The sequence below is a fragment of the Achromobacter sp. FW305-C-30-7 genome, from assembly GCF_058783105.1.
On sequence record NZ_JBYSYI010000009.1, the window covers coordinates 184,517 to 206,696 of the forward strand.

Genomic DNA, 22,180 nt, shown 5'->3' on the forward strand with positions numbered 1-22,180 from the left:
CTTGGAATATTGTTCGGGTGGCTTGCGGTTCAGGGGCCGGTCACGCTGGGAGGCGCGATCCGGATGCCGTGGGTCTCCAGCTTTTCGCGGGTGGCGCGCACCAGGGACAGGGCGCCGGGCGTGTCGCTGTGTATGCAGACGGAGTCGAAATCGATGGCGATGTCCTGGCCTTCGACCGTGCGCACGCGTCCCTCGGTGCAGGCGCGCAGCACTTTTTCGGCCACCTGGGCGGGATCCAGCGGCTGCGTGTAGCGGGTGAAGACGATGGAGCCGCTGGCGTCGTAGTCGCGGTCGGCGTAGAACTCGCGCACCACGGGCTGGTTCAACTCCCGCGCCAGCCGGTAGGTGACCGAGCTTTCCATGCAGTACAGCGCCAAGGTGGGCTCCAGTTCCTGCAGCGTTTCGATCAGGCGCCGCGACAGGGTTTCGTCGCGCGCGGCCTGCATGTACAGCGCGCCATGGGGCTTGATGTGTTGCAGCCGCAAGCCGTGCAGCCGGGCGAATTCGCGCAGGGCGCCCAGCTGATAGACGATGTCATGCACCAGCGCTTCGGCGCTTTCGCGCATGTCCCGCCGGCCGAAACCCACCAGGTCGCGAAAGCCGGGGTGGGCGCCGATGCAGACGCCATGTTCGCGGGCCTGCAGCACCGTGCGGTTCATGATCCGCGGATCGCCGGCATGGAATCCCGTGGCGATGTTGGCCGAACTGATCAAGGGCATGATCGCCTCGTCCACGCCGTCCCCGATGGTCCACGGGCCGAAGCCTTCGCCCATGTCCGAGTTGAGGTCGATGCTGCGCTTGCTCATTGCGGGTGGCTCCTTCGCGTTGCTCGCCGCATTCGACGCGGCGTGTGACGTGAACATTAGCCAAGCCGGCAGGGGATAAAAAGATCTTTTTATTGATCCATCAGTATCTGTTTTTCAGATAAATATCTTCCCGGTTGCCACGGATGTCTGAACAGCTTTCCTATGAAAATTAAGGGATATCCCTCATCTTAGGGATCATATTTGGGGAAGAATTTGCAGATATTCTGAAGCCGAGATATCGATTTAATAGATAAGGTCAGCCATGTCGATTACCCTGCGCCAGCTCAAATACTTCATCGCAGCGGCCGAACTCGGCCAGATTTCGCAGGCGGCGATCCAGTTGGCGATATCGCAGTCCGCCATCACCAGCGCCATTCGCGAACTGGAGGAAACGGTGGGCACGGCCCTGTTCCTGCGCGGCGCGCACGGCGTGACGCTGACCCATAGCGGCCGCACCTTTCTTAACCACGCCTACAACATCCTGTCCTCGGTCGACGAAGCCTTGCGCATGCCGGCGGCGGCGGAAGAGGTTTCGGGCCGCCTGTTGCTGGCGGCGTCCTACACGGTGATCGGCTACTTCCTGCCGTATCACCTGCAGCGGCTGTCGCAGCTATATCCGCGCCTGGAGATCCAGCTGCACGAACTGAACCGCAGCGCCATCGAGGAGGGCCTGATCGCAAACCGCTATGACATGGCGGTGCTGCTGACCTCCAACGTCGCGAATCCTGACCTGGCGGTGGAGCACTTCTTCGGCTCGCCGCGGCGCCTGTGGCTACCGGCCAGGCATCCGCTGCTGGCGGCGGATGCGGTGACGCTGGAGGACGTGTCGCGCGAGCCGTTCATCATGCTGACCGTGGACGAGGCGGCCTACACCGCTCTGCGCTACTGGAACGAAACGCCGTTCAAGCCCGACGTGCGGCTGCGCACCTCGTCGGTCGAAGCGGTGCGCAGCATGGTGGCCAACGGCAGCGGCGTGGCGCTGCTGTCGGACATGGTGTACCGGCCCTGGTCGCTGGAAGGCCGCCGCATCGAGACCGTCCAGCTCAAAGACCCGATCCCGCCCATGAACGTGGGGCTGGCCTGGCGCCGGGGGGCGGAAGTGTCGCCCGCCATGCAGGTGGTGCGGGACTACTTCCGGCATGCGTACATGGCGCAGCGGGGCGGGGCGGGCTGAGAACACGCTGGCGCTATGCACGTTTGCCGGGATGTATACCCATGGTCTTCGCGATGACCTCCAGCATGATCTCGTTGGCGCCGCCGCCGATGGCCGTCTGCCGCAAGTCGCGATAGGCGCGCGAAATCCAGTTCTCGTTCATGACCCCTTGGCCCCCCCAGAATTGCAGGCATTCGTTCGGGATCTTCATGGACAGCTTGCCCGCGTAGTATTTGGCCATGGAGGCGAACTGGGCGATATCCTGGCCATCCATGTATAGATCGATGGCGCGGTACAGCAGCGAACGCAGGGCCTGAATCTCGGTCTGCATCTCGGCCAGCTTGTGGTACACGACCTGATTGGACAGGATCGTGCCGCCAAATACCTGCCTTTGGCCCGCATACTCGATGGTCTCTTCGATAGCCCGCTCCATGGACCGCATGCTGCGAGCCGCCACGAACATGCGTTCTTCCTGGAACTGCTCCATCTGGTAGATGAAGCCCATGTTCTCTTCGCCGATGCGGTTGCTCGCCGGCACCCGCACGTCGTCGAAGAACAATTCGGCGGTATCCGAGGCGCGCAGGACCAGCTTGTCCAGCTTGCGCGAGACGCTGACGCCAGGCGATTTCAACGGCACGATGATGAGCGATTTGTTCTTGTGCGGCCCGCCTTCTTGCGAGGTATTGCACAGCAGGCAGATCCAGTCGCCCTGGACGCCATTGGTGATCCACATCTTCGATCCGTTGATGATGTAGTCGTCGCCGTCGCGCCGTGCCCAGGTCTTGATCTGCGACACGTCCGACCCCGCCGAGGCTTCGCTCACGCCGATGCAGCCGACCAGGTCGCCCGCGATGGTCGGTGCCAGGTATTCGCGTTTGAGCGCATCGCTGCCGTGGTGCGCCAAGGCCGGGGTGCACATCGTGCTCTGCACGCCGATGGCCGAGGTCAGCCCGCTGGACCGGACTTCGCCCAGGGTCTCGGCGAAGACCATTTCGTAGCTGAAGTCCAGCTCCATGCCGCCGTACTCCGCGGCCTTGCCTATGCCCAGCAAGCCCGCGGAACCCAATGCCTTCATGACGCGGTGGGCGGGGAATATCTGCTCGGCCTCCCATTCGTCCAGATAGGGATCGAGGTGTTCGGCGATGATTCGACGGGTGGTCCGCTCGAGTTCGCGATGTTCGTGGGTGAAGTGCATGGCGGTTCCTGGTTGGTTCAGTTGGCGGTCGGCGTGCCGGCGCCGGCGAGCGCTACCTGGCCGGCGATCAGCGCGACGCCGCCGGTATCCTTGACCCACACGTCATAGTGTCCCGGCGAATCGGCGAGGCGCTCGCCGCCGGCGGTGATGAGGCTGCCGGCGTGCAGCGGCTTGAGAAAGCGGATGTCCAGATCGAAGCGTTCCAGGGCGCCGGCGCCAAAGGTGCGCGCCAGTGATTGCCAGATCAGGTTGACCGAAAGCGTGCCATGGGCGATGGTGCCGCCCATGGGTGTGGCGGCAGCGAACACCGGGTCTACGTGCAGGGGATTGAAGTCGTTGGTCAGTTCGGCGTAGAGATCGATGTCCGCCTGCGTGACCGTCATGGAGACTGCTTCAAGGGTAGGCGTCATGGCATGTCCTAGGCGGCCCAGATCAGGTTCATGCGGCCGGTATACAGGGGGCGTCGCGCCGCGCCCTCGCCGGCGACTTCCAACTGGAGGTAGCGGCGTTCGCCCCGCATTTCCTTGCTTACGCAGCGCACCGTGGAGCGGATCCGCTCGCCGGCCTGCGGCAGACCAAGGACGGATAGCGCCTGCCGCGCATGAATGTTGCCGGGCGGGCGCGGCGTGACCACGTTCAGGTAGGCGCGCATCATCAGCGCGACGGCCAGGCCAGCCTGCCGGGCAGGCGCGTCCTGCGCGTGCGAGCCGAACAGGCGTTCCCAGAGCGCCAGCAGCCTGGCGTCCAGGGGTTCTTCCCAATCGCCCAGCACCGAGCCGGGAGTGAAGCTGTCATAGGTGTACAGCGTGCTCATGGCATCTCCGGTTCCGCGATCGGCAGCAGGTAGTCGCCGCGGGGCTCGAATCCGATCCGCACCCGCTGGCCGATGGCGAGAGGCGGGTTGGCGCCGCCGCGCGTGTTGACCATCAGCCGGAATCCCTCGTCCAGGTCGACCAGGGCGATCACATAGGGCGTTTCGGTCTTGAAAGCCGGCGTCGGGGCGCGATGCACCGTGGTGTGGCTGAGCACGGTGCCCAAGCCGGCGGACTCGTTCCAGTCCAGTCGCAGTCCATGGCAATGGGTGCAGACACTGCGCGGAATGCGCTGCACCGCGCCGCAATCGGCGCAGGTCTGGTAGCGCAGTTTGCCGTCGCGGCAGCCATCCCAGAAGGGCCGGGTTTCGGCGGTGGGGCGTATCGAGGGTTTTTCCATGTCAGGCGGCTCCCAGGACGAGTGAGCAATGGGCGGACAGGATGCCGCCGTCCCCATGCACGAAGGCCAGTCTGGCGCCATCCACCTGGCGTTCGTCGGCCTGGCCGCGCAGCTGGTGGACGGCTTCGACGGCGTGGAACATGCCTCCGGCCGCGCCGGAGTGACCATAGGACAGCAAGCCGCCGTGCGTATTGCAAGGCAACGCGCCACCCAGGCCCAGCTCGCCTTGCAGGGCGGCAGGCCCGGCTTCGCCGCGAGCGAAGAAGCCAATGGATTCCAGTTCGACCAGCAAGGTGATGGTGAACGAGTCATAGATGAGCGCGACATCGATATCGGCCGGCTTCAGCCCCGCCGCCGCGAACGCACGCGCCGACGAGGCCTTGCAGCCGAAGTCGACCAGGCTGGGAGCGGACACAATGTGTTCGTGCGTATGGCCCTGGCCCGCCCCAAGGATCTCGATGGCGGGGCGCAGGCCATCGCTGCGGGGGCGGCGGCTGATCACCAGCGCCGCGCCGCCGTCGGAAACCAGGCAGCAGTCGAGCATGCGCAGCGGCGTACTGATTTCGCGGGAGTTCAATACGTCGTCGATGGAAATCGGTTCACGCTTGTGCGCCTTGGGGTGCCGCCCGGCATGGCGGCGGTGCTCCACCGCGATGGCTGCAAGATGTTCGGACGTCACATCGTAGTCATGCATGTAGCGCTGCGCGACCAGCGCATAGGAGGCGGGCACGCTGATGCCGAAGGGCCGCTCGAACTGGGGGTGGCCGACTTCGGCTAGCGCTGCCACCGCGCCGTCGCGAGACAGCCCCGTCAGGCGGTTGTCGCCCGCCACGACCAAAACATGGTTGCACTGGCCGCTGGCCACCAGCGCAGCGGCCTGCATGACCATGATGCAGGCGCTGGCTCCGCCCGCTTGTATGGCGGTGCAGAATTTCGGGCTCAATCCGGCGTATTCGCAGAACACGGAGCCCAGCATCAGGTGGGGTTCGGTAAACGAGTAGGCGCACAGCACGCCGTCTATATCGCCGGCCTCCAGGCCAGCATCGCGTATCGCGCCGAATGCCGCTTCCGCGTGCAGGCCCATGCAGCTGGAGCCGGGCAGCTCGCCGACGCGGGTATCGCAGGCGCCGGTGATGTAGGCGTTCATGCTCATGCGGCGCCGTCCTTGCCGGGCTTGGCGGGCCAGTTGAACGCGAGGGGCTGCTTGTCCAGAAAGCGTGCCACGGCGTCGTCATGATAGGCCGTGTGCAAGGCCAACGCCTGCGCATGGGCTTCCAGTTCCGCCAGCGTATTCTGGTCGAGATTGAAGGAGCGGTTGAGGATGTTCTTGGACATGCCCAGCGCCTCGGTCGAGGCGCTATGGAAGCGGGCGGCAAGCGCCAAAGCTTCGTCCAGCAAGGACGGCGCTTGGACGATACCGTACAGAATGCCGAGTGCGCGCGCTTCATCGGCATCCACTTCGCGCGCAGAGAACACCAGTTCCTTGGCGCGTTGCAGCCCGACGATGCGCGGCAGCAGGAAAAAGCCGCCCAGGTCGGGCACCAGGCCGATGCGTCCGAACACGGCGCAGAAACGCGCTGCGGGGGTACCGAGTATGAAATCGCAGGCCAGCGCCAGATTAAAACCGGCGCCGAAGGCGGGGCCGTCCACCGCTGCGATGACGGGTTTTTCCAGGTTGACCAGTTCGTGGAACCAGGTGTGCAGGCGGCGTATGCGATCCCGGTCCTTGTAGACCGGGCGCTTGGCTTCGGACAGCGATTTCAGGTCGCCGCCCGCGCAGAACACGCCTTGGGCTCCTGTTATGACCACCGCCTTCACGGCATCGTCGTCGCGCGCTTCGAGGACGGCTTCAGCCAGGCTTTGGCGCACATCGAGGTCGAAGGCATTGCGCCGTTCGGGGCGGTTAAGGGTGATGATGAGCGTGGCGCCGCGGCGCTCGCGCAGGACGAAGTCGTTCATGGCTTGAACCCCAGGCTGTTGGCGATGATGTTCTTCTGGATTTCGCTGGTGCCCTCGCCAATGATGTAGACGAGAGCGTCGCGGTGGATGCGGCCCACCGGATATTCGCGCATGATGCCGGCGCCGCCGAATATGCGGATGGCCTGTTCGCTGACCGACACGGCGGTTTCACTGGCGACCAGCTTGACGCGCGCGGCCGTGGCGGCGTCCAGCGTTCCCTGGTCGACCCGCCAGGCGCCGTAGTAGACCAGCCAGCGGGCCGCCTCGATCTGCGCTGACATTTCGGCGAGCTTGTGGCCGATGGCCTGGTATTGGCCGATGCGCTTGCCAGCCACCAGCCGGTCGTTGGCGTAGGCGGTGGCGGCGTCGAAGGCGGCGCGCGCCATGCCCAGCGCATTGGCCGCCACGCCTACGCGGTTTTCGCTGAGCGATTCCAGGATCAGCGGATACGTGCCTTCGGTCTCGCCCAGCAGGCAGTCGTCGGGCACGAAGGCGTCGTCGATGTGGATCAACGCCGTTTCCGAGGCGCGTATCCCTTCCTTCTTGAGCTTGGAAATATCGAAGCCCGGATTGGGCAGCTCGACGATGAAGAGGCTGATCGATTCCGGGCGGAGCTCGGGGCTGGTGCGTGCGGCCACCAGCAGGAAGTCGGCGAAGGGCGCATTGGTGATGTACAGCTTGCTGCCGTGCAGGCGCCAGCCGCCTTCGACGCGTTCGGCCCGCGTCTTCATGGCGCGCACGTTGGAGCCACCGTCGGGTTCGCTCAGGCCGAATCCGGCCACTTTTCGTCCCGCCAGCGCCGGCGCCAGGAAGCGGGCCTTCTGCGCGGGTGTGCCGGCCTTCCAGATGGGCCAGATGCCTAGATGGGTGTGCGCCGACCAGGTCGAGGCGAACCCCTGGGACAGATAGCTCAGCTCTTCGCGCACGATGCAATCGCTGACCTTGTCCAGGCCGCTGCCGCCATCGGCTTCCGGGTAGCGCACGCCCAGCAGGCCCAGGTCGCCCCAGCGCTGGAATACGTGCTTGGGGAAGGCTTCCTGTTCTTCCGCGTCGAAGACCAGGGAGGAGAGTTCGTCCTGGCAAAGCCGCCGCACGGTGTCGCGGACGGCTTCGTGCTCGGTGGAAAAGGCAAAGCTCAAGCTCACGGATAGGCTCCTTTTGTCTCTGCGGATGACGCCCGCTATCATCAATCTCGGGCGGCTAGATATTCGTTATAGAGAAAAATATTCTCGTGAAAAAATATAATAGCCAGCGTTCGTTGATGCGTCAATCATTGGGGTGTTCGGTTTTGTTCTTGACAAGCCAAAGGGTCAATCCTAGACTTTATTCGCTATAAAGATAAACATTCGCTATAAAGAATAAAGGAGACAATATGAAGACCGGAAGACCTCTACTTCAATCCTCATTCTCATCGCGGGTGGCCAGCGCCGCCGTGGCTGCCTTTATGGCCCTGGGCTCAGGTGCGGCGGCCTCCGAGCCTGCTTACCCGTCCAAGCCGATCGAGGTGATCGTGGCCTCTTCGGCCGGCGGCATTCTGGACACTATCGCGCGCACTGCCGCGCACGGAATCGAGCGCCTGGGCCAGCCCGCGGTGGTCAAGAACCTGCCGGGCGGCGGCGGCACCATCGGTACGCAGGCGGTGGCCCGCGCGCCGGGTGACGGCTACACCCTGGGGGCGGTGGCGACCAGCCACGCAATCAACCCCAGCATGTACGCCAAGCTGCAGTACGACACGGCGCGCGGCTTCAGCAACATTACGCAGATGGTGGAGCTGACCAACTTCCTGGTCGCCAATCCGTCGATTCCAGCGTCCAATCTGAAGGAATTCATCGCGCTGGCGAAGGCCAAGCCGAGTACCCTGACCTACGGGTCCGCAGGGGTCGGGCAATCCAACCATCTGTCCGGTGAATTGCTGCAACAGGCGGCTGGCATCAAGCTGGTGCATGTGCCCTACCGGGGCAGCGCCCAGGCACTGACGGACCTGCTCGGCGGTTCGCTGTCGGTCATGTTCGTCGACGCGCTTTCGGCCGAACCCTATGTAAAGTCGGGGAAGCTGAAGCTGATCGCCATTACCGGCCTGGAGCGGTCGCCGGCCTATCCAGACTATCCCACGCTGAATGAGTCGGGCTTGCCGGGTTTCAACGGCAACACCTGGCTGGGTCTGGTTGCCCCGGCCGGCGTGCCCAAGGGTATCGTCGAAAAGCTGCAGGGAGCGGTGCGGGCGGAGTTCGAAGATCCCGTGGTGCGCAAGCGCCTGCTCGGGCAGGGCGTCATTCCGGTCGCCTCTGCGCCGCAGGCTTTCAGCGAGTTCCTGGACAGCGAGATGAAGCGCTGGGCCCAGGTCATCAAGACGGCAGGCATCGATGCGAACTGAAATGACGGATGACGTGACTATCGCCGGCGGCGCCGCGACCGCCATGCCGCTGGCGCCGGAGGGGGCCGCGCGTGCGGCAGGCGTGTTGGAGGCGCGCAGCGTGGCCATCGTGGGGGCTTCCGCCGACCCGGGCAAGATCGCGGGCCGCCCCTTGGCCTACATGTTGTCGCGCGGCTTCGTGGGCAAGCTGTTTCCGGTCAACCCTACACGCGACCAAGTGCAGGGCCTCAAGAGCTATCCCTCGCTGGCCGCGATAGGCGAGCCTGTGGATCTGGCCATTGTCGGTACGCCGGCGGCGCTGGTCGAGGATGTGATTCGCGAGGGTGTGGCGGCGGGCGTCAAGGCGTTCGTGGTGTTCTCGTCGGGCTTTTCCGAAACGAGCGAGGAGGGCGCCGCGCTGCAGCAACGGCTGGGCGAACTTGCGCGCGCCAAAGGCGTCACGGTGCTCGGCCCCAACTGCCTGGGCGTGGCCAATAGCGCCACCGGACTCATCGCTTCCTTTACCACCGCCCTGGAGGAGACGCCGATCAAGCAGGGCGGTTTCGCCTTCGTCAGCCAGAGCGGGGCGCTGGGCGCATATTGGATGGATATCTGCCTGCGGTCGGGCTTGGGATTCAGCAAATGGATCACGACCGGCAATGAGTGCGATATGGATGCGGCCGCGGCCGTTGCGTATCTGGCCGACGATCCGCTGACGCGCGTCATCGGTCTCTACGTCGAAGACATCAGGGATGCCGAGGCGTTCCGGCGGGCCCTGCTGCGCGCCGCGGCCGCTGGCAAGCCTGTCATAGCGATCAAGGCCGGCCGCTCGCGCGCGGGCGCTGCGGCGGCCGCTTCGCATACAGGCGCACTGGCCGGCGATGACACGCTGTATGACGCCTGCCTGCGCCAGCACGGCGCCTTGCGCGTGGATTCGCTGGGCCAGATGATGGACGTGGCCCGGCTGTTCCTGTTCGATAGCGTGCCGCAAGGCAAGCGCCTGGCTGTCATGTCCGTGTCGGGTGGTGCGGGCGTGCTCATCGCCGATGAAGCCGAACGCTGGGGGCTCGAACTGCCCGCCCTGGCACCGCAGACAGCTGAGGCGCTGGCGCCGGTGCTGCCTTCCTTCGTCAAGGCGGCCAATCCGCTGGATCTGACGGGTAATGTCGTGCAGGACACGGCCAGTATTTCGCGGGCGCTGGAAGCCGTGGCGCGCGATCCGGGCAACGACGCCATCGTGCTGTTCGTTGGCCTGATGCACAGCATCGCGACGGCGTTCACCGACGCCATCGCCCAGGCTCGCCAGCGTACCCATCGGCCCATCTTCGTGATCTGGATCGGCGCCAAGGAAGAGTCGGTGACTGTGCTGGAGCAGGCGCGAATCCCCGTGTTCCGCGATATCCCGCCAGCGGTCGCGGCCCTGGGCGCCGCGGTGCGCCTGAACGGGCTGCGCCACGCGGCGCTGACGGCGCCTGCGCTGCCGGAACGCCCATGCGCCATGGCGCCGGCCGGTCAGACCATATTCCTGGCGGAGTGCGATAGCAAGAGACTGTTGCGCGAACTCGGTGTTGTCGGCATTCCCGACGGCGTGCTGGTGGACGGCGACCTGCCCAATGGGCTGCCCGCGCCTTTGTCCTATCCGGTCGTCGCCAAGCTGCAGGCCAATGAGGTGCTGCACAAGAGCGACATAGGCGGCGTGGTGCTGGGAATCTCCGACGATGAGCAGTTGCGCGAGGCGCTGCTGCGCCTGCGCGGAATCGCGCGCGACCGGGGCATCAAGGCGATGGGCATCCTGCTCGAATCCATGCAGCGTTTCGATCATGAATTGCTGTTGGGGCTGCGCCGCGATGCCAGATTCGGCCCCATGCTGACCTTGGGCCGTGGCGGCGTCGAGGTGGAACTGGACCCCGACGTGGCCAGCCGCCTGTTGCCTCTGGATCCGTCGCGAATCCAGGAGATGATCGAGAGCTTGCGTTCGGCCAGGTTGCTGCAAGGATTCCGCGGCCGCGGCGCGGTCGACCTGCCCGCCCTGGCGCGACAGATCGCGTGCTTGTGCGAGGTATTCCTGATGCGGCCAGACCTCGCCGAGATCGAGATCAATCCGCTGGCAGTGAGCGGTAGCCAGGCCTGGGTGCTCGATGCCGTGGTAAGCAGATTCGAATGACGGACGCCGCGCACTTTGTCCAGGTTCACGATGCCGATGGCGTACGCACGCTCATATTGAACCGGGCCGCCAAGGCCAACGCCTTGAACGTGGAGATGCTCGCCGTCTTGCGGCGCGCGGTCGAAAGCGCGCAGCAAGACGGCATCGGCCTGATCGTTCTGCGCAGCGCCTCGCCTTACCTGTTCTGCGCCGGCGGCGATATAGAGGAGTTCGTCCGCAGTCCGGCGTTGCTGGAGGCGCAGGGCCAGGGCTTGCGCGAACTCATGGCAACCATGGCGCGCTGCCCGGCGCCCATCCTGGCGCTAGCCCGGGGCAAGGCCGCTGGCGCCGGCGTCATTCTGCTGGCGATGACCGATATCGTCATCGCCGCGGCCGATCTGACGCTCGCGTGTCCGGAAATCGCCTTCAACATGTATCCCGTCATGGTCCAGGCCGCGCTGGAAACCAAGATCAGCGCCGCGCGGGCCAGGCAGCTGTGTCTGAGCGGCCAGCTGCTGGAGGCGGCGCCCGCGCGCGAGCTGGGACTGGTAACCGATGTGCTCCCGGCCGAGGATTTCGAGCGGCTTGCCGCTGACCGCCTGGCGTTCTACCTGGCGCGCCGGGAAGCCCTGTCGATCGCCCGCAATGCGCGCCTGCTGCTGGAGCCGCCCGATCCCGGCATCAGCCGTATCGAGGCGCTGGAGCCGCTCATGCACGAGAACTTCAGCCGGCCGGGCGTGCAGGAAAAAATACGCGCCTATCTTGCCGGCATGCGCGCCAAGCGCGCCGATTGACAGGGGCCGGTCTGGTTTGTGTGGGCAGGGGCTCTGTGTCACAATTTTTGCTCTTTTCTATCCAGAGAAATTCTCTGTCTTCAGAATGACGACCGAACAACCGGAAAAACTCGTGGGCGCCCTCGTGGGCGGATTGCGCGTCCTGCGTTACCTGAGCGCCGCGCCCTCGGGCGTCGGGGTCACCCGGGTGGCGCGCGATCTTCAGCTCAATTCCAGCACTTGCTACAACTTCCTCAAGACGTTGGTGTATGAAGGCCTGGTGACCTTCGATGAAGCCACCAAGACGTACTCCATCGCCCTGGGACTGGTCGAGCTGGCCAAGGGCGTGCTGGAGCAGGGATCCTACGTGAGACTGGTCCACCCGCATTTGCGTGACATCGCGCGCGGCCACGGCGTCACGGCGACGCTCTGGCAGCGCACTTCGAACGAACGCGTGGTGCTCGTGGACCGCGCCGACACCGACAGTTCCGTGCGAGTGCACATGAGCGTGGGCCAACGTTTGCCCATGTACATCGCGGCGTTGGGCCGTTGCATGGCGGCCCATTCAGGCCTGGACGACCAGGAATTGCGGCAGCGTTTCGATAACCTGAGGTGGGATGACAAGCCCCCTTTCCAGGAATATCTGGAAGGCGTTCGGGAAGCGCGCGACAAGGGCTATGCGGTGGACGCCGGCAACTATGTGAAGGGCGTGAGCACCGTTTCCGCCGCCGTGCTCGACGAGTTCGGCAAACCGGCCATGGCCATCAGCGCGGTCGGTTTCAGCGCGCAGGTTTCGGGCGACGCCCTGGAACGCCTGGGGACGGACTTGCGCGACCGCGCCGTGCTGATCACGCGCGCCTTGTCCGGCGGCCGCGCCTGATTCTCTGAATCTCTGCCCTCGATAAGTCCCTGCTCCTTGACCGCAAGGGGCAGGGCGGCTGCCGTCCGTCCGGGCGCGGCCAAGACTCCCTGAAAAACCTGATTGACGTTCGCGAGAACCTTTGCTTATGATTCATCTAACCGTACGGTTAGTAAATTAACCGACTGATAACTTATATGTAACGAAGCGGCGGCCAGCACGCCGCGTCGAACCAGAGAACGGTTGTTACGAGGAGGCAATGGTGGCTAGCGCCAACAAAGAGCAGTTGCTGGACGCGTACCGGCGCATGTTGCGCATCCGATTGGCGGAACTGAGGCTGGGACGCTTGTTCGCGGATGGGGAAGTCCCCGGCTTCATCCACCTGAGCATCGGCCAGGAAGCCGTTGCTGCCGCGATGGGCATGGTGCTGCGGCCAGACGATACCGTCGCCTCGACCCATCGCGGGCATGGGCACGCGTTAGCCAAGGGCATCGACATCGAAGAGTTCTTCCTGGAACTGATGGCGCGCGAGGAAGGCATCTGCAAGGGCCGCGGCGGCTCCATGCACGTGGCCAACTTGTCCATCGGCATGCTGGGCGCCAATGCCATTGTTGGCGCCAGCATACCGATAGCCCTGGGCAGCGCGTTGGCTCATCAGGTCAGGAAAAAGGACTCCCTGGCGGTGGCCTTTTTCGGTGACGGCGCCATGGCCGAAGGCGTGCTGCACGAAAGCCTCAACCTGGCCGCGCTGTGGCGCCTGCCGCTGCTGTTTCTCTGCGAAAACAACGGCTGGGCCGAGTTCTCCCCCACCCATAAGCAGTTCGTCGCACCGCTGGACAAGCTGTCGGCCGCGTTTTCCATTCCGCACGAAAAAATCGATGGCAACGACGTGCTGCGGGTCGCCGAGGCCGCAAGCGCTGCCGTGGCCAGCATACGCGCCGGCGAAGGCCCGCGGGTACTGGAATGCATCACCCACCGCTGGCGTGGCCATTACGAAGGCGATCCCCAGAAGTACCGCCCTTCGGAAGAGATCGAAGGCTTGGGCGAGCACGATCCGGTGGCGCGCTTCGAAGCGGCGCTGGACAAGAAAGGGGTGACCAAGGCGCAGCGTGAACAGGTTTTCGACGAGGTCCAGGCTCAGGTCGAGCGAGCGGTGGAGCGCGCGCGGCTGGGCCGCCAACCGATCTGGCACGCGGCCTGCAACGATGTCTACACCCCTATCGAGGCAAACTGAGATGGCTGAACTACGTTTTGCCCATGCCATCAACCGCGCGTTGGCCGAGTGCATGGAGGAAGATCCCACGGTATTCCTGTTCGGAGAAGACATAGCCGAAGCCGGCGGTCCGTTCGGCGTGACCCGCGGGCTGCATGCCCGATTCGGTCCGGACCGCATCCGCGACACGCCGATCTCCGAAGCCACCATGGCCAATGCGGCCGTGGGGGCGGCATTGTCCGGCTTGAAGCCGGTGCTTGAAATCATGTTCATGGATTTCATGACACTGACCATGGACGCGCTGGTCAATCAGGCTGCCAAGGCCCGCTTCATGTTCGGCGGACAGGCCAGCGTGCCCTTGGTGGTGCGCACACCGCACGGCGGCGGCATCAGCGCCGGCCCGCAGCATTCCCAATGTCTGGAAGCGTGGTTCGCCCATATCCCTGGATTGAAGGTGGTGTGCCCCAGCAACCCCGCCGACGCCTATGGCCTGCTGAAGTCGGCGATCCGCGACCCGGACCCGGTGGTGTTCGTGGAGAACAAGGCCTTGTACGCCCTCAAGGGCGAAGTGGCGGACAACGCCGGGCCAATACCGCTAGGCCAGGCGCGTGTGGCGCGCCCGGGCCGCGACCTGACCATAGTCAGTTACGGCGCGACCGTGCACAAGGCATTGCGGGCCGCCGAGGTCCTGGCAGCCGACGGAATCGAGGCCGAGGTGCTGGACTTGCGCAGTATCCAACCCTGGGACGAGCAGGAGGTGTTGGCCTCGATCAAGTCCACCCATCGGCTGCTTATCGTGCACGAAGCGGTCGAGGCATTCGGCGTGGGCGCAGAGATTGCCGCGCGCATGGCCGATATTGGCTTCGACGAGCTCGATGCGCCTATCGTCCGCGTCGCGGCCCCCTTTGTTCCGGTGCCCTTCGCGCCGGCGCTCGAAGAACAGTATCAGCCCCAAGAGGCCGATGTCATCGCCGCGGCGCGCAAGCTTTGCGCCTGATCCCTGGAGACAGCATGAACGAACCCAGCATTCTTACCGACGTCCGCAACCGCGTGGGCATCATTACGATAAACCGCCCCACGGTGCATAACGCGCTGGATATTCCGACTTTGATTGAACTGGAACGGGCATTCGCCGCATTGGAGGCCCGCGAAGATTGCCGCGTCATCGTCATTACCGGCGCGGGGGAAAAATCGTTCGTGGCCGGGGGCGATCTGGCGGACCTGAACTCGCGCCAGGGCCTGGCGCACTACCAGGAGTTTGCCGAAGATATCCATCGCGTATTCCGGCGCATCGAAATCAGCGACAAACCCACGATCGCCGCGGTCAATGGCTGGGCGCTCGGCGGCGGCACCGAACTGTTGCTGGCGATGGACCTGCGCATCCTGGCCGACAGCGCCATGATTGCGCTGACGGAGATCAACCTGGGCCTGTTTCCCGGCGCGGGCGGCACGCAGCGCATCATCCGGCAAGTCGCGCCTTGCCTGGCGAAGGAACTCATGTTTACCGGCGGGCGCATCAGCGCAGACGAAGCGGTGCGCATCGGCCTGGCCAATCGCGCGGTGCCGAAGGACCAACTTATGGCGCAGGTCCTGGCGCTGGCGGAACAGATCGCAGGAAAGTCGCCGCTGGTGCTCAAGCTGCTCAAGCGCACCCTGCGCGATGGCGCCGATATGCCGCTGGCCAATGCGCTGGCGCACGAGCAGGCCATGATAGGTCTGGTGCTGGACACGCGCGATGCCCATGAAGGCGTCGGCGCGTTCCTTGAAAAGCGCGAAGCGCGCTTCGCGGGGCAATAGCCCATGGGCGCGCTGAATGACCTTCTGATGCCTAAGCTCGGCCTGACCATGACCGAGGGCATGCTGATCGAATGGAGCGTGGCCGCCGGCGACCAGGTAAAAGCCGGCGATCCGCTGTTCGTGGTGGAAACGGATAAGGTCGCCAGCGAAATCGCGGCCGAGGCGGATGGTTTGATCGGCGAGATCCTCGTGCCGGCCGGTGTAACGGTACCGGTGGGCGCCGTGGTCGCGCGTTGGACCGGACCGGGCCAGAAGTCGGACCTGGAGTCAGATGCAGCAGGCGGGGACGGGACAACCTCCGCTTCTGCGCCCATGCTGGCGGCGCAGACGCCGGTACAACCCGCTACGGCCGCTGGCGGTCGGATCGTGGCCACGCCGCTGGCCCGGCGCCTGGCCCGCGAACTGGACGTGGATCTGGCGAAAGTTGGCGGTACCGGGCCGGGCGGGCGCATCAAGGCTGCGGACGTGCGTCAGGCGGGCGAACCGGGGCAGGCCGCACAGGTCGAGAATGCCGCTGAACAAGCTGTTCCTGTCATGGACGGCGGACAGCGCATCGTCGCCAGCGGACTGGTGCAGTCCATGGCCCGGCGCATGACGCAGGCCAAGCAGGTTCCGCACTTCTATCTATCGGCCGAGGCCGAGGTCAGCGAACTGCTGGCCTTGCGCGGCCGCTTGAATGGCCAGCCCGATGCGCCCAGGCTGACGCTGAACCACTTCGTCATTGCCGCCGTGGCGCGGGCGCTTGCGGCCTTGCCGCAACAGAACCGCATCTGGAACGACGACCACATCGTGCAGTTCCAGGACATCGACATAGGCGTGGCGGTCACTACCGAACGCGGCCTGATGGCGCCGGTGTTGCATGGCCTGGCAGGCGCTACCTTGGATGGCATCGCGCGGCAGTCGGACGCCTTGCTGGAGCGCGTGCGATCGGGAAATGCCACCCGCAACGACATGAGCGGCGGGGCCATTTCAATTTCCAACGCCGGCATGTTCAACGTCACATACATGACGCCCATCATCAATCCGCCCCAGTCGGCGATCTTGGGCGTGGGCAGCATCCGCGAGGTGTTCCGGCCCGACGCGCAAGGCGCGCCGGCCTTGCGGCGCGAAATGGGCCTCGTGCTGGCGGCGGACCACCGGCTGCACGATGGCGCCGGCGCGCTGAAATTCCTCAACTACGTCATCGAGTTGCTGCAGGACCCGTACCGGCTGCTGCGCACCCCTATTCAAGGATAGATCAAATGGACTTTTCGCTTTCGGACGAGCAGAAGCTGATCGTCGAGACCGCGCGCCGCATCGGTGAAACGTATGGCGTGGATTACTGGTATGAGCAGGACCGCAAGAATGCCTTCCCCCAGGCGTGCTGGCAGGCCATCTGCGAAGCCGGCCTGGCGGGCGCGGCCCTGCCCGAGGAGCATGGCGGATCGGGCCTGGGCATGGTGGAGCTGGCGCTCATTGTGGAGGAGCTTTCCGCAGGCGGCGGTGGTTCGACGCTGGGCCAGCTGTTCATGATCAATCCCATCTTCGGCGGCGTGCCGATCTCCAAATTTGGCAGCGAGCAGATGAAGCGGGAGCTGTTGCCCGGGCTGACCAGCGGCAAGATCAACTTCTGCATGGCGCTCACCGAACCCGACGCCGGCACCAACACGCTGGCGATGAAGAGTTTCGCCGCGGCGCAGCCTGATGGCAGCTGGCGGTTGGACGGACGCAAGATCTGGATCACCGCCGTCGACGCGGCGCAAAAAATGCTGGTCGTGGCGCGCACTGCCAAACCGGTCGAAGGGGCGCGCCCCACCGATGGCATTTCCATGTTCATCATCGACGTCGAACGCGAGGGCCTGACCTATTCGGCCATCGAGAAGGTGGGAACCCAGACGCTCAGCGCCTGCTCGGTGTTCTTTGACAATGTGCGCATCGAACCGCATGAACTGGTGGGCACGCTCGACAAGGGCTTTCGCGAACTGCTGGATGTGCTTAACACCGAACGTATCGTTACGACCGCCAGTCTGGTGGGCGCGGGTCGGCTGGCGGAACGTCTGGCGGTGCAGTATGCGAACGATCGCAAGGTGTTTGGCGGCAAGCCCATCAGCGCATACCAAGGCCTGCAGTTTCCACTGGCGCAATCGCATGCGGAACTGCAGTGCGCCCGTCTCATGAACCTGAACGCGGCCTCGCTGTGCGATCAGGGATTGCCCTATGGCACCGAGGCGAACATTGCCAAGCTGATAGGATCGCAAGCCGCCAGCCATGCCATCGAGCGCAGCATGCAGACCATGGGAGGCATGGGCTACGCGCGCGAATTCCATGTTGAGCGCCTGTGGCGCGACGCGCGACTGTTCAAGTTTGCGCCGGTGTCGGAAGAAATGATCCTGAACTACATCGCCATACACGACCTCGGCATGCCGAAGTCATACTGAAGCGCCAGAATCGAGACGCGGGACCGGCTCAGGTCGTCACCCGCGCCGAGCCGCCATCCAAGGGAGACCCACCATGTTCAATCTGAGCGCAGCCATCGCCTTCCACGCCCGGCGCGCGCCCGATCGTGCCGCCATCATCTATCGCGACGTAGCGGTCAGCTACGCCGATTTCCATGAACGCATCCGCCTGGCGGCGGCGCTGCTCCAGTCACATGGCGTCGGCCGCGGCGATGTGGTCGCGCTCTTCATGAAGAACAGCGCCGCCTTCCTGGAACTGGCGTTCGCCGCCAGCTATCTGGGCGCGATATTCCTGCCGGTCAACTACCGGTTGGCGGCGCCCGAGGCCGGCTACATCCTTGGCGACGCCCGCGCCAAGCTGCTGTTCGTGGACGAGGAGTTCGCGGAGGTGGCGGCGCTCGAAGTGCCCAAGGTGGTGCTCGACGCCGCTGCGCAGGCCGACTCGCGCCGTCTCGGCAAACCGGGGCTGGCCGTTCCGGAGCCGGCCGCCACGACGCAGGATGATCTGCTGCGGCTGATGTACACGTCCGGCACGACCTCGCGGCCGAAGGGCGTGATGCACACCTACGGCAACATCCACTGGAAGTCGATCGATCACGTGATCGCGCTGGGCCTGACGCATCAGGAACGTCTGCTGGTGGTGGGACCGCTCTACCACGTCGGGGCCTTCGATCTGCCGGGCATCGCGGTGTTGTGGGTAGGTGGCACGCTCTGCGTCCACCGCGAATTCGATCCGGAAGCGGTACTTGCATCCATTGAACGCCACCGGCTGACTTGCGGCTGGATGGCGCCCGTCATGCTGAGTCGCGTGCTGGCCGTACAGAACCCTGGACGGTACGCCCTGGATACCTTTGGTTGGTGTATTGCTGGCGGCGAGAAAACACCCGAATCCCGCATACGCGACTTCACTCGCGTGTTCACGCGCGGCCGCTTCATCGACGGCTTCGGTATGACGGAAACGTGCAGCGGCGACACCCTCATGGAGCCAGGCCGCGAAATCGAGAAGATCGGCTCCACCGGGCGCGCGCTGCCGCACGTCGAGATCCGTATCGCCGATGACGAAGGCCGCTGGTTACCCGCCGGCGAGAAGGGGGAGATCTGCGTGCGCGGGCCCAAGGTCACCAAGGGCTACTGGAACGCGCCTGAGAAAACCGCCGAAGCTTTCTTCGGCGACTGGCTGCGTAGCGGGGATGTGGGCTACCTGGACGAGGAAGGATTCCTGTTCGTCACCGACCGGACCAAGGACATGATCCTGACCGGTGCGGAGAACGTGGCTTCCAGCGAAGTCGAGGCAGTGCTTTACGAAATGCCCCAGATCGCCGAAGCGGCGGTCATCGGCGTGCACGACGAGCAATGGGGCGAACGCATCACGGCTGTGGTGGTGCTCAACCCGGGCCAGACATTGACGTTGGAAGAACTGGCCGGCTACTGCCGCAAGCGCGTGGCCAATTTCAAGGTGCCGCGGGAGCTGAAAGTGGTGGAGGAACTGCCGCGCAATCCTTCGGGAAAGGTTCTCAAGCGGGTACTGCGGGACCGCTACAACGCCTGATGCCGCCGCGGCGGGAACAGCACAGGAACACAAGGGGAAAAAAATGAATCTGGCCAGAAAATTCGCGACGTTCTCGACGAGCCTTGTCGTCGGAAACCTGCCGGAGCCAGTGGTTGAAAAGGCCCGCGCCTGCGTACTCAATGGCTACGGCATTGCATTGGGCTCGCACCCCACGCCGTTCTTTGGCGTGGCCGAACAGGCCGTCCTGGCCATGGATGGCGTGCGCCCCGGCGGCGCCACGCTGCTGGGCAGCGGCCGTCGCAGCACCGTCGCCGGAGCGGCGCTGGCCAATGCCGCGCTGTTCCACGGGCGGGCCCAGGAAGACACCTGCGGTGTGGCGCATTTCGGCGCCATTCTGCTGCCGCTCTTGACCGCATTGGTGGAGCAGGGCGAGGGCGCCATGGAGGACTTCTTGCCGGCGCTGGTGGCGGGCTACGAGGTCGGCGGTGCGCTGGAGTCGGCCTATTCGGCCCGCACGACGGCAGTGGGCCTGCGCGCTTCGCCGCTGTACGGCACGATCGCCGCCGCGGCCGCGGTTGCCCGGCTGTGGCGGCTGTCCGTGGATCGGACCGCCGCGGCCCTGTCCAACGCGGCCTCGTTCACGGGCGGCATCCTGCAGTCCTTCGGCGACGGCACCGATGAATGGCGCTATCAGGTTGGAATGGCCGGGCGCAACGGGCTGGCCGCGGCGGCGCTGGCGGTCCATGGTTCCACATCCGCGGACGGAGCCTTCGAGGGTGCGTCCGGCTTCGCCCGGGCCTTTGTCAGGACGGAGTGCGACGTCGACGCCATTGCCGGCCGTTTGGGCAAGGATTGGTCACTGCTTAAGGTGACTTTCAAACCATACCCTGTCTGCGCGCTCAACCAGACGCCGGTGCGCGCCAGCCTGCGGCTGCGCGACCTGCTGGGTGCGCGCGCAGGCGCGCTCAAGGCCCTGCGCGTGTATCTGAACCCCACCGTCGTGGGCTATGCGGGCATGGACAAGGAGGGGCCGTTCCGAAGCATTTCGGGGACGCTGATGAGCACGCAGTTCTGCGTCGCCACGACCTTGCTGCACGGGACCCCGACCATCGCGCGCATGGCTGAATTCGACGATGCGGCGGTCGCGGGCCTGATCCCGCGGATCCGGCTGCACGCCGATGAATCACTCGGCCTGCTGGCCTGCCGTATCGAGGCGGAGCTGGAGGGCGAGGGCGAACCGCTGGCGGTGCGGATGGACACGGATCACACGGAATACAGCTATGACCGGACGCGGGTGTCGGCGCTGATCCGCGGCATAGGCGAGGAAACCGGCGTGGCGCAGCGCGCCTATGACCATATCGAACGATTCGCGGCTGCGCTGCCGGATGCGGACCTGGACGATGTCCTCGCCGCTTTCAAAGAGATCCAGACGGCCCGCTGAGAGGCCGGCGGATGGCGCTCCGCGACCTCGGAGCGCGTCACTACAACGTGCAAGAACCTAGGAGGAGACAACATGTCCTGGTACAGGAAATCCACGCCTGCGTGGCTGGCGGTCGCAGTGGCGGCATTGGTTTCGGGAACCGCGTTGGCGGCCGATACGGTCAAGATCGGCATGACGTCGGCCCTGACCGGCCCCTATAGCGAGTTCGGCGAGGGCAACCGCCGCGCCGTCGAGCTTGCGGTCGAGCAATGGAACGCGAAGGGCGGCATCAACGGCAAGAAAATCGAGATCGCGATGCTGCTGGACGATCAGTTGAATCCGGACCGCGCGGTGCAGAACATGCGCGCCATCCTGGACAACAAGGAAATCGTCGGCATCATCGGCCCGGCGGGCAGCGGTCCGACGCTAGCCGTGATCGACATGGCCCAGGCCGACGGCCGGCCCTACATGAATCCGATCGCGCAGACACCTGTCGTGACCTACGCGGGCGAGAAGACCGGGGAGAAGCCGCGGCCCAACGTGTTCTCGTTCGCGCTGCAGAACGACATCGAGGCCGTGGCGATGGGCGAATACCTGGCCAAGCGTTTCAAGCGCATCGGCATCGTGCATGAAAGCACCGCCTACGGCGTGACGGGCGTTGACTACCTGTCCGCCGCCATAGGCAAGAACGGTGGCGCCAAGCCTGTCGCGACCGATTCCTACAACCAGGGCGCTCAGGACATGACCGCGCAGGTTGCGCGCCTGAAGCGCGCCAACGTCGACGCGATCGCCGCCATCGGTCTGGGCAAGGACCTGGCCGTGCTGCGCCGGACCATGGCCAGGCTGAACGTGAATGTGCCGCTGGTGGCATCCAATGGCGCCTTGGGACAGCCCTACCAGGAAGGCGCGGGTGAACTGACGCTGGGCACCTTGGGCACGATGATCGGTGCGTTTGGAAATCCCATGCGTCCAGCAGCGGCGGAGTTCGCCAAGGCCTATAAGGCGAAGTACGGCGCCGACCGCTGGTGGGGCAACGATTCCGAGAATCCGCAGCTGTTCATGGCGATCTCGGTGTCCAACGGCTACGACGCCGCGAACGTGCTGTTCGAAGGCATCAGGATGGCCAACTCGACCGACCCCAAGGCCATCATCGCGGCGATCGAATCGATCAAGGACTTCCAGGGCGTCAACACCACCTACAACTTCTCGAAGGAACGCCATCACGGCATCGAGACGGACGGCGTCAAGGTGTTCGAGTACGTCAAGAAGGACGACAAGGTCCGGCTGCAGCCGGTCGCCCAGTAATCGGTGCGGGGGGGGGGGGGGGGGGGGGGGGGGGGGGGGGGGTGGGT

The 22,180-nt window shown here is 65.0% G+C and carries 21 protein-coding genes; 13 read left to right on the top strand and 8 right to left on the bottom strand.

Going from position 1 to position 22,180, the window contains the following annotated elements; genetic code table 11:
* Nucleotides 1-29 precede the first annotated feature (29 nt).
* Nucleotides 30-806: a 5-oxoprolinase subunit PxpA gene (locus AC3WOB_RS25430; protein ID WP_492276547.1), complete on the bottom strand. Its 777-nt coding sequence runs from the start codon at nucleotides 804-806 to the stop codon at nucleotides 30-32.
* Nucleotides 807-1,068: 262 nt separating this feature from the next.
* On the opposite strand from AC3WOB_RS25430, the gene AC3WOB_RS25435 reads away from it, so the two are divergent.
* A complete protein-coding gene (locus tag AC3WOB_RS25435) occupies nucleotides 1,069-1,980 on the top strand; it encodes a LysR family transcriptional regulator (RefSeq protein WP_013395526.1) in 912 nt (303 codons plus the stop codon).
* Between the two features lie 13 nt (nucleotides 1,981-1,993).
* Here AC3WOB_RS25435 and AC3WOB_RS25440 read toward each other — a convergent pair whose 3' ends face one another.
* From AC3WOB_RS25440 to AC3WOB_RS25470, 7 genes are read right to left on the bottom strand one after another with little or no spacing between them, the layout of a single operon-like run.
* The gene (locus AC3WOB_RS25440) at nucleotides 1,994-3,154 is read right to left on the bottom strand and encodes an acyl-CoA dehydrogenase family protein (protein ID WP_492276548.1); all 1,161 of its coding nucleotides are present in this window, start codon (nucleotides 3,152-3,154) and stop codon (nucleotides 1,994-1,996) included.
* 17 nt (nucleotides 3,155-3,171) lie between these two features.
* A complete protein-coding gene (locus tag AC3WOB_RS25445) occupies nucleotides 3,172-3,564 on the bottom strand; it encodes a MaoC family dehydratase (RefSeq protein WP_492276549.1) in 393 nt (130 codons plus the stop codon).
* Nucleotides 3,565-3,572: 8 nt separating this feature from the next.
* Nucleotides 3,573-3,968, bottom strand: a complete 396-nt coding sequence (locus AC3WOB_RS25450; protein ID WP_013395523.1) for a hypothetical protein — start codon at nucleotides 3,966-3,968, stop codon at nucleotides 3,573-3,575.
* Nucleotides 3,965-4,366 carry a Zn-ribbon domain-containing OB-fold protein gene (locus AC3WOB_RS25455; protein WP_492276550.1) on the bottom strand — a complete coding sequence of 134 codons (402 nt, stop codon included), beginning with the start codon at nucleotides 4,364-4,366 and terminating at the stop codon, nucleotides 3,965-3,967. Before AC3WOB_RS25455 ends, AC3WOB_RS25450 begins: the two co-directional genes overlap by 4 nt.
* A gap of 1 nt (nucleotide 4,367) precedes the next feature.
* Nucleotides 4,368-5,519 (bottom strand): thiolase family protein, encoded by a 1,152-nt coding sequence (locus AC3WOB_RS25460; protein ID WP_492276551.1) that lies wholly within the window; start codon nucleotides 5,517-5,519, stop codon nucleotides 4,368-4,370.
* Nucleotides 5,516-6,325, bottom strand: coding sequence for an enoyl-CoA hydratase/isomerase family protein (locus AC3WOB_RS25465; RefSeq protein WP_013395520.1), 810 nt, complete (start codon nucleotides 6,323-6,325; stop codon nucleotides 5,516-5,518). The genes AC3WOB_RS25460 and AC3WOB_RS25465 overlap by 4 nt, the downstream gene beginning before the upstream one ends.
* Nucleotides 6,322-7,470 (bottom strand): acyl-CoA dehydrogenase family protein, encoded by a 1,149-nt coding sequence (locus tag AC3WOB_RS25470; RefSeq protein ID WP_013395519.1) that lies wholly within the window; start codon nucleotides 7,468-7,470, stop codon nucleotides 6,322-6,324. The genes AC3WOB_RS25465 and AC3WOB_RS25470 overlap by 4 nt, the downstream gene beginning before the upstream one ends.
* A 227-nt stretch (nucleotides 7,471-7,697) precedes the next feature.
* On the opposite strand from AC3WOB_RS25470, the gene AC3WOB_RS25475 reads away from it, so the two are divergent.
* The 12 genes from AC3WOB_RS25475 (at nucleotide 7,698) to AC3WOB_RS25530 (ending at nucleotide 22,133) form a co-directional block, all read left to right on the top strand.
* Nucleotides 7,698-8,699: a tripartite tricarboxylate transporter substrate binding protein gene (locus tag AC3WOB_RS25475; protein ID WP_013395518.1), complete on the top strand. Its 1,002-nt coding sequence runs from the start codon at nucleotides 7,698-7,700 to the stop codon at nucleotides 8,697-8,699.
* Nucleotide 8,700: 1 nt separating this feature from the next.
* Nucleotides 8,701-10,842 (top strand): acetate--CoA ligase family protein, encoded by a 2,142-nt coding sequence (locus AC3WOB_RS25480; protein ID WP_492276552.1) that lies wholly within the window; start codon nucleotides 8,701-8,703, stop codon nucleotides 10,840-10,842.
* Entirely contained in the window at nucleotides 10,839-11,615 is a 777-nt protein-coding gene (locus AC3WOB_RS25485) for an enoyl-CoA hydratase/isomerase family protein (RefSeq protein WP_492276553.1), read from the top strand. The genes AC3WOB_RS25480 and AC3WOB_RS25485 overlap by 4 nt, the downstream gene beginning before the upstream one ends.
* A gap of 85 nt (nucleotides 11,616-11,700) precedes the next feature.
* Nucleotides 11,701-12,474, top strand: a complete 774-nt coding sequence (locus AC3WOB_RS25490) for an IclR family transcriptional regulator (protein WP_492276554.1) — start codon at nucleotides 11,701-11,703, stop codon at nucleotides 12,472-12,474.
* 241 nt (nucleotides 12,475-12,715) lie between these two features.
* Nucleotides 12,716-13,687 carry a thiamine pyrophosphate-dependent dehydrogenase E1 component subunit alpha gene (locus AC3WOB_RS25495; protein ID WP_041656034.1) on the top strand — a complete coding sequence of 324 codons (972 nt, stop codon included), beginning with the start codon at nucleotides 12,716-12,718 and terminating at the stop codon, nucleotides 13,685-13,687.
* 1 nt (nucleotide 13,688) lies between these two features.
* Nucleotides 13,689-14,663, top strand: coding sequence for an alpha-ketoacid dehydrogenase subunit beta (locus tag AC3WOB_RS25500; protein WP_492276555.1), 975 nt, complete (start codon nucleotides 13,689-13,691; stop codon nucleotides 14,661-14,663).
* A gap of 14 nt (nucleotides 14,664-14,677) precedes the next feature.
* Nucleotides 14,678-15,463, top strand: coding sequence for an enoyl-CoA hydratase/isomerase family protein (locus AC3WOB_RS25505; RefSeq protein WP_013395512.1), 786 nt, complete (start codon nucleotides 14,678-14,680; stop codon nucleotides 15,461-15,463).
* Nucleotides 15,464-15,466: 3 nt separating this feature from the next.
* Complete coding sequence (locus tag AC3WOB_RS25510) at nucleotides 15,467-16,699, top strand: dihydrolipoamide acetyltransferase family protein (RefSeq protein WP_013395511.1); 1,233 nt, start codon at nucleotides 15,467-15,469, stop codon at nucleotides 16,697-16,699.
* A gap of 5 nt (nucleotides 16,700-16,704) precedes the next feature.
* The gene (locus tag AC3WOB_RS25515) at nucleotides 16,705-17,880 is read left to right on the top strand and encodes an acyl-CoA dehydrogenase family protein (protein WP_013395510.1); all 1,176 of its coding nucleotides are present in this window, start codon (nucleotides 16,705-16,707) and stop codon (nucleotides 17,878-17,880) included.
* A 73-nt stretch (nucleotides 17,881-17,953) separates the two neighbouring features.
* Nucleotides 17,954-19,447, top strand: coding sequence for an AMP-binding protein (locus tag AC3WOB_RS25520; RefSeq protein WP_013395509.1), 1,494 nt, complete (start codon nucleotides 17,954-17,956; stop codon nucleotides 19,445-19,447).
* Nucleotides 19,448-19,490: 43 nt separating this feature from the next.
* Entirely contained in the window at nucleotides 19,491-20,849 is a 1,359-nt protein-coding gene (locus AC3WOB_RS25525) for an MmgE/PrpD family protein (protein WP_013395508.1), read from the top strand.
* A 72-nt stretch (nucleotides 20,850-20,921) separates the two neighbouring features.
* A complete protein-coding gene (locus AC3WOB_RS25530) occupies nucleotides 20,922-22,133 on the top strand; it encodes an ABC transporter substrate-binding protein (protein WP_013395507.1) in 1,212 nt (403 codons plus the stop codon).
* Nucleotides 22,134-22,180 lie beyond the last annotated feature (47 nt).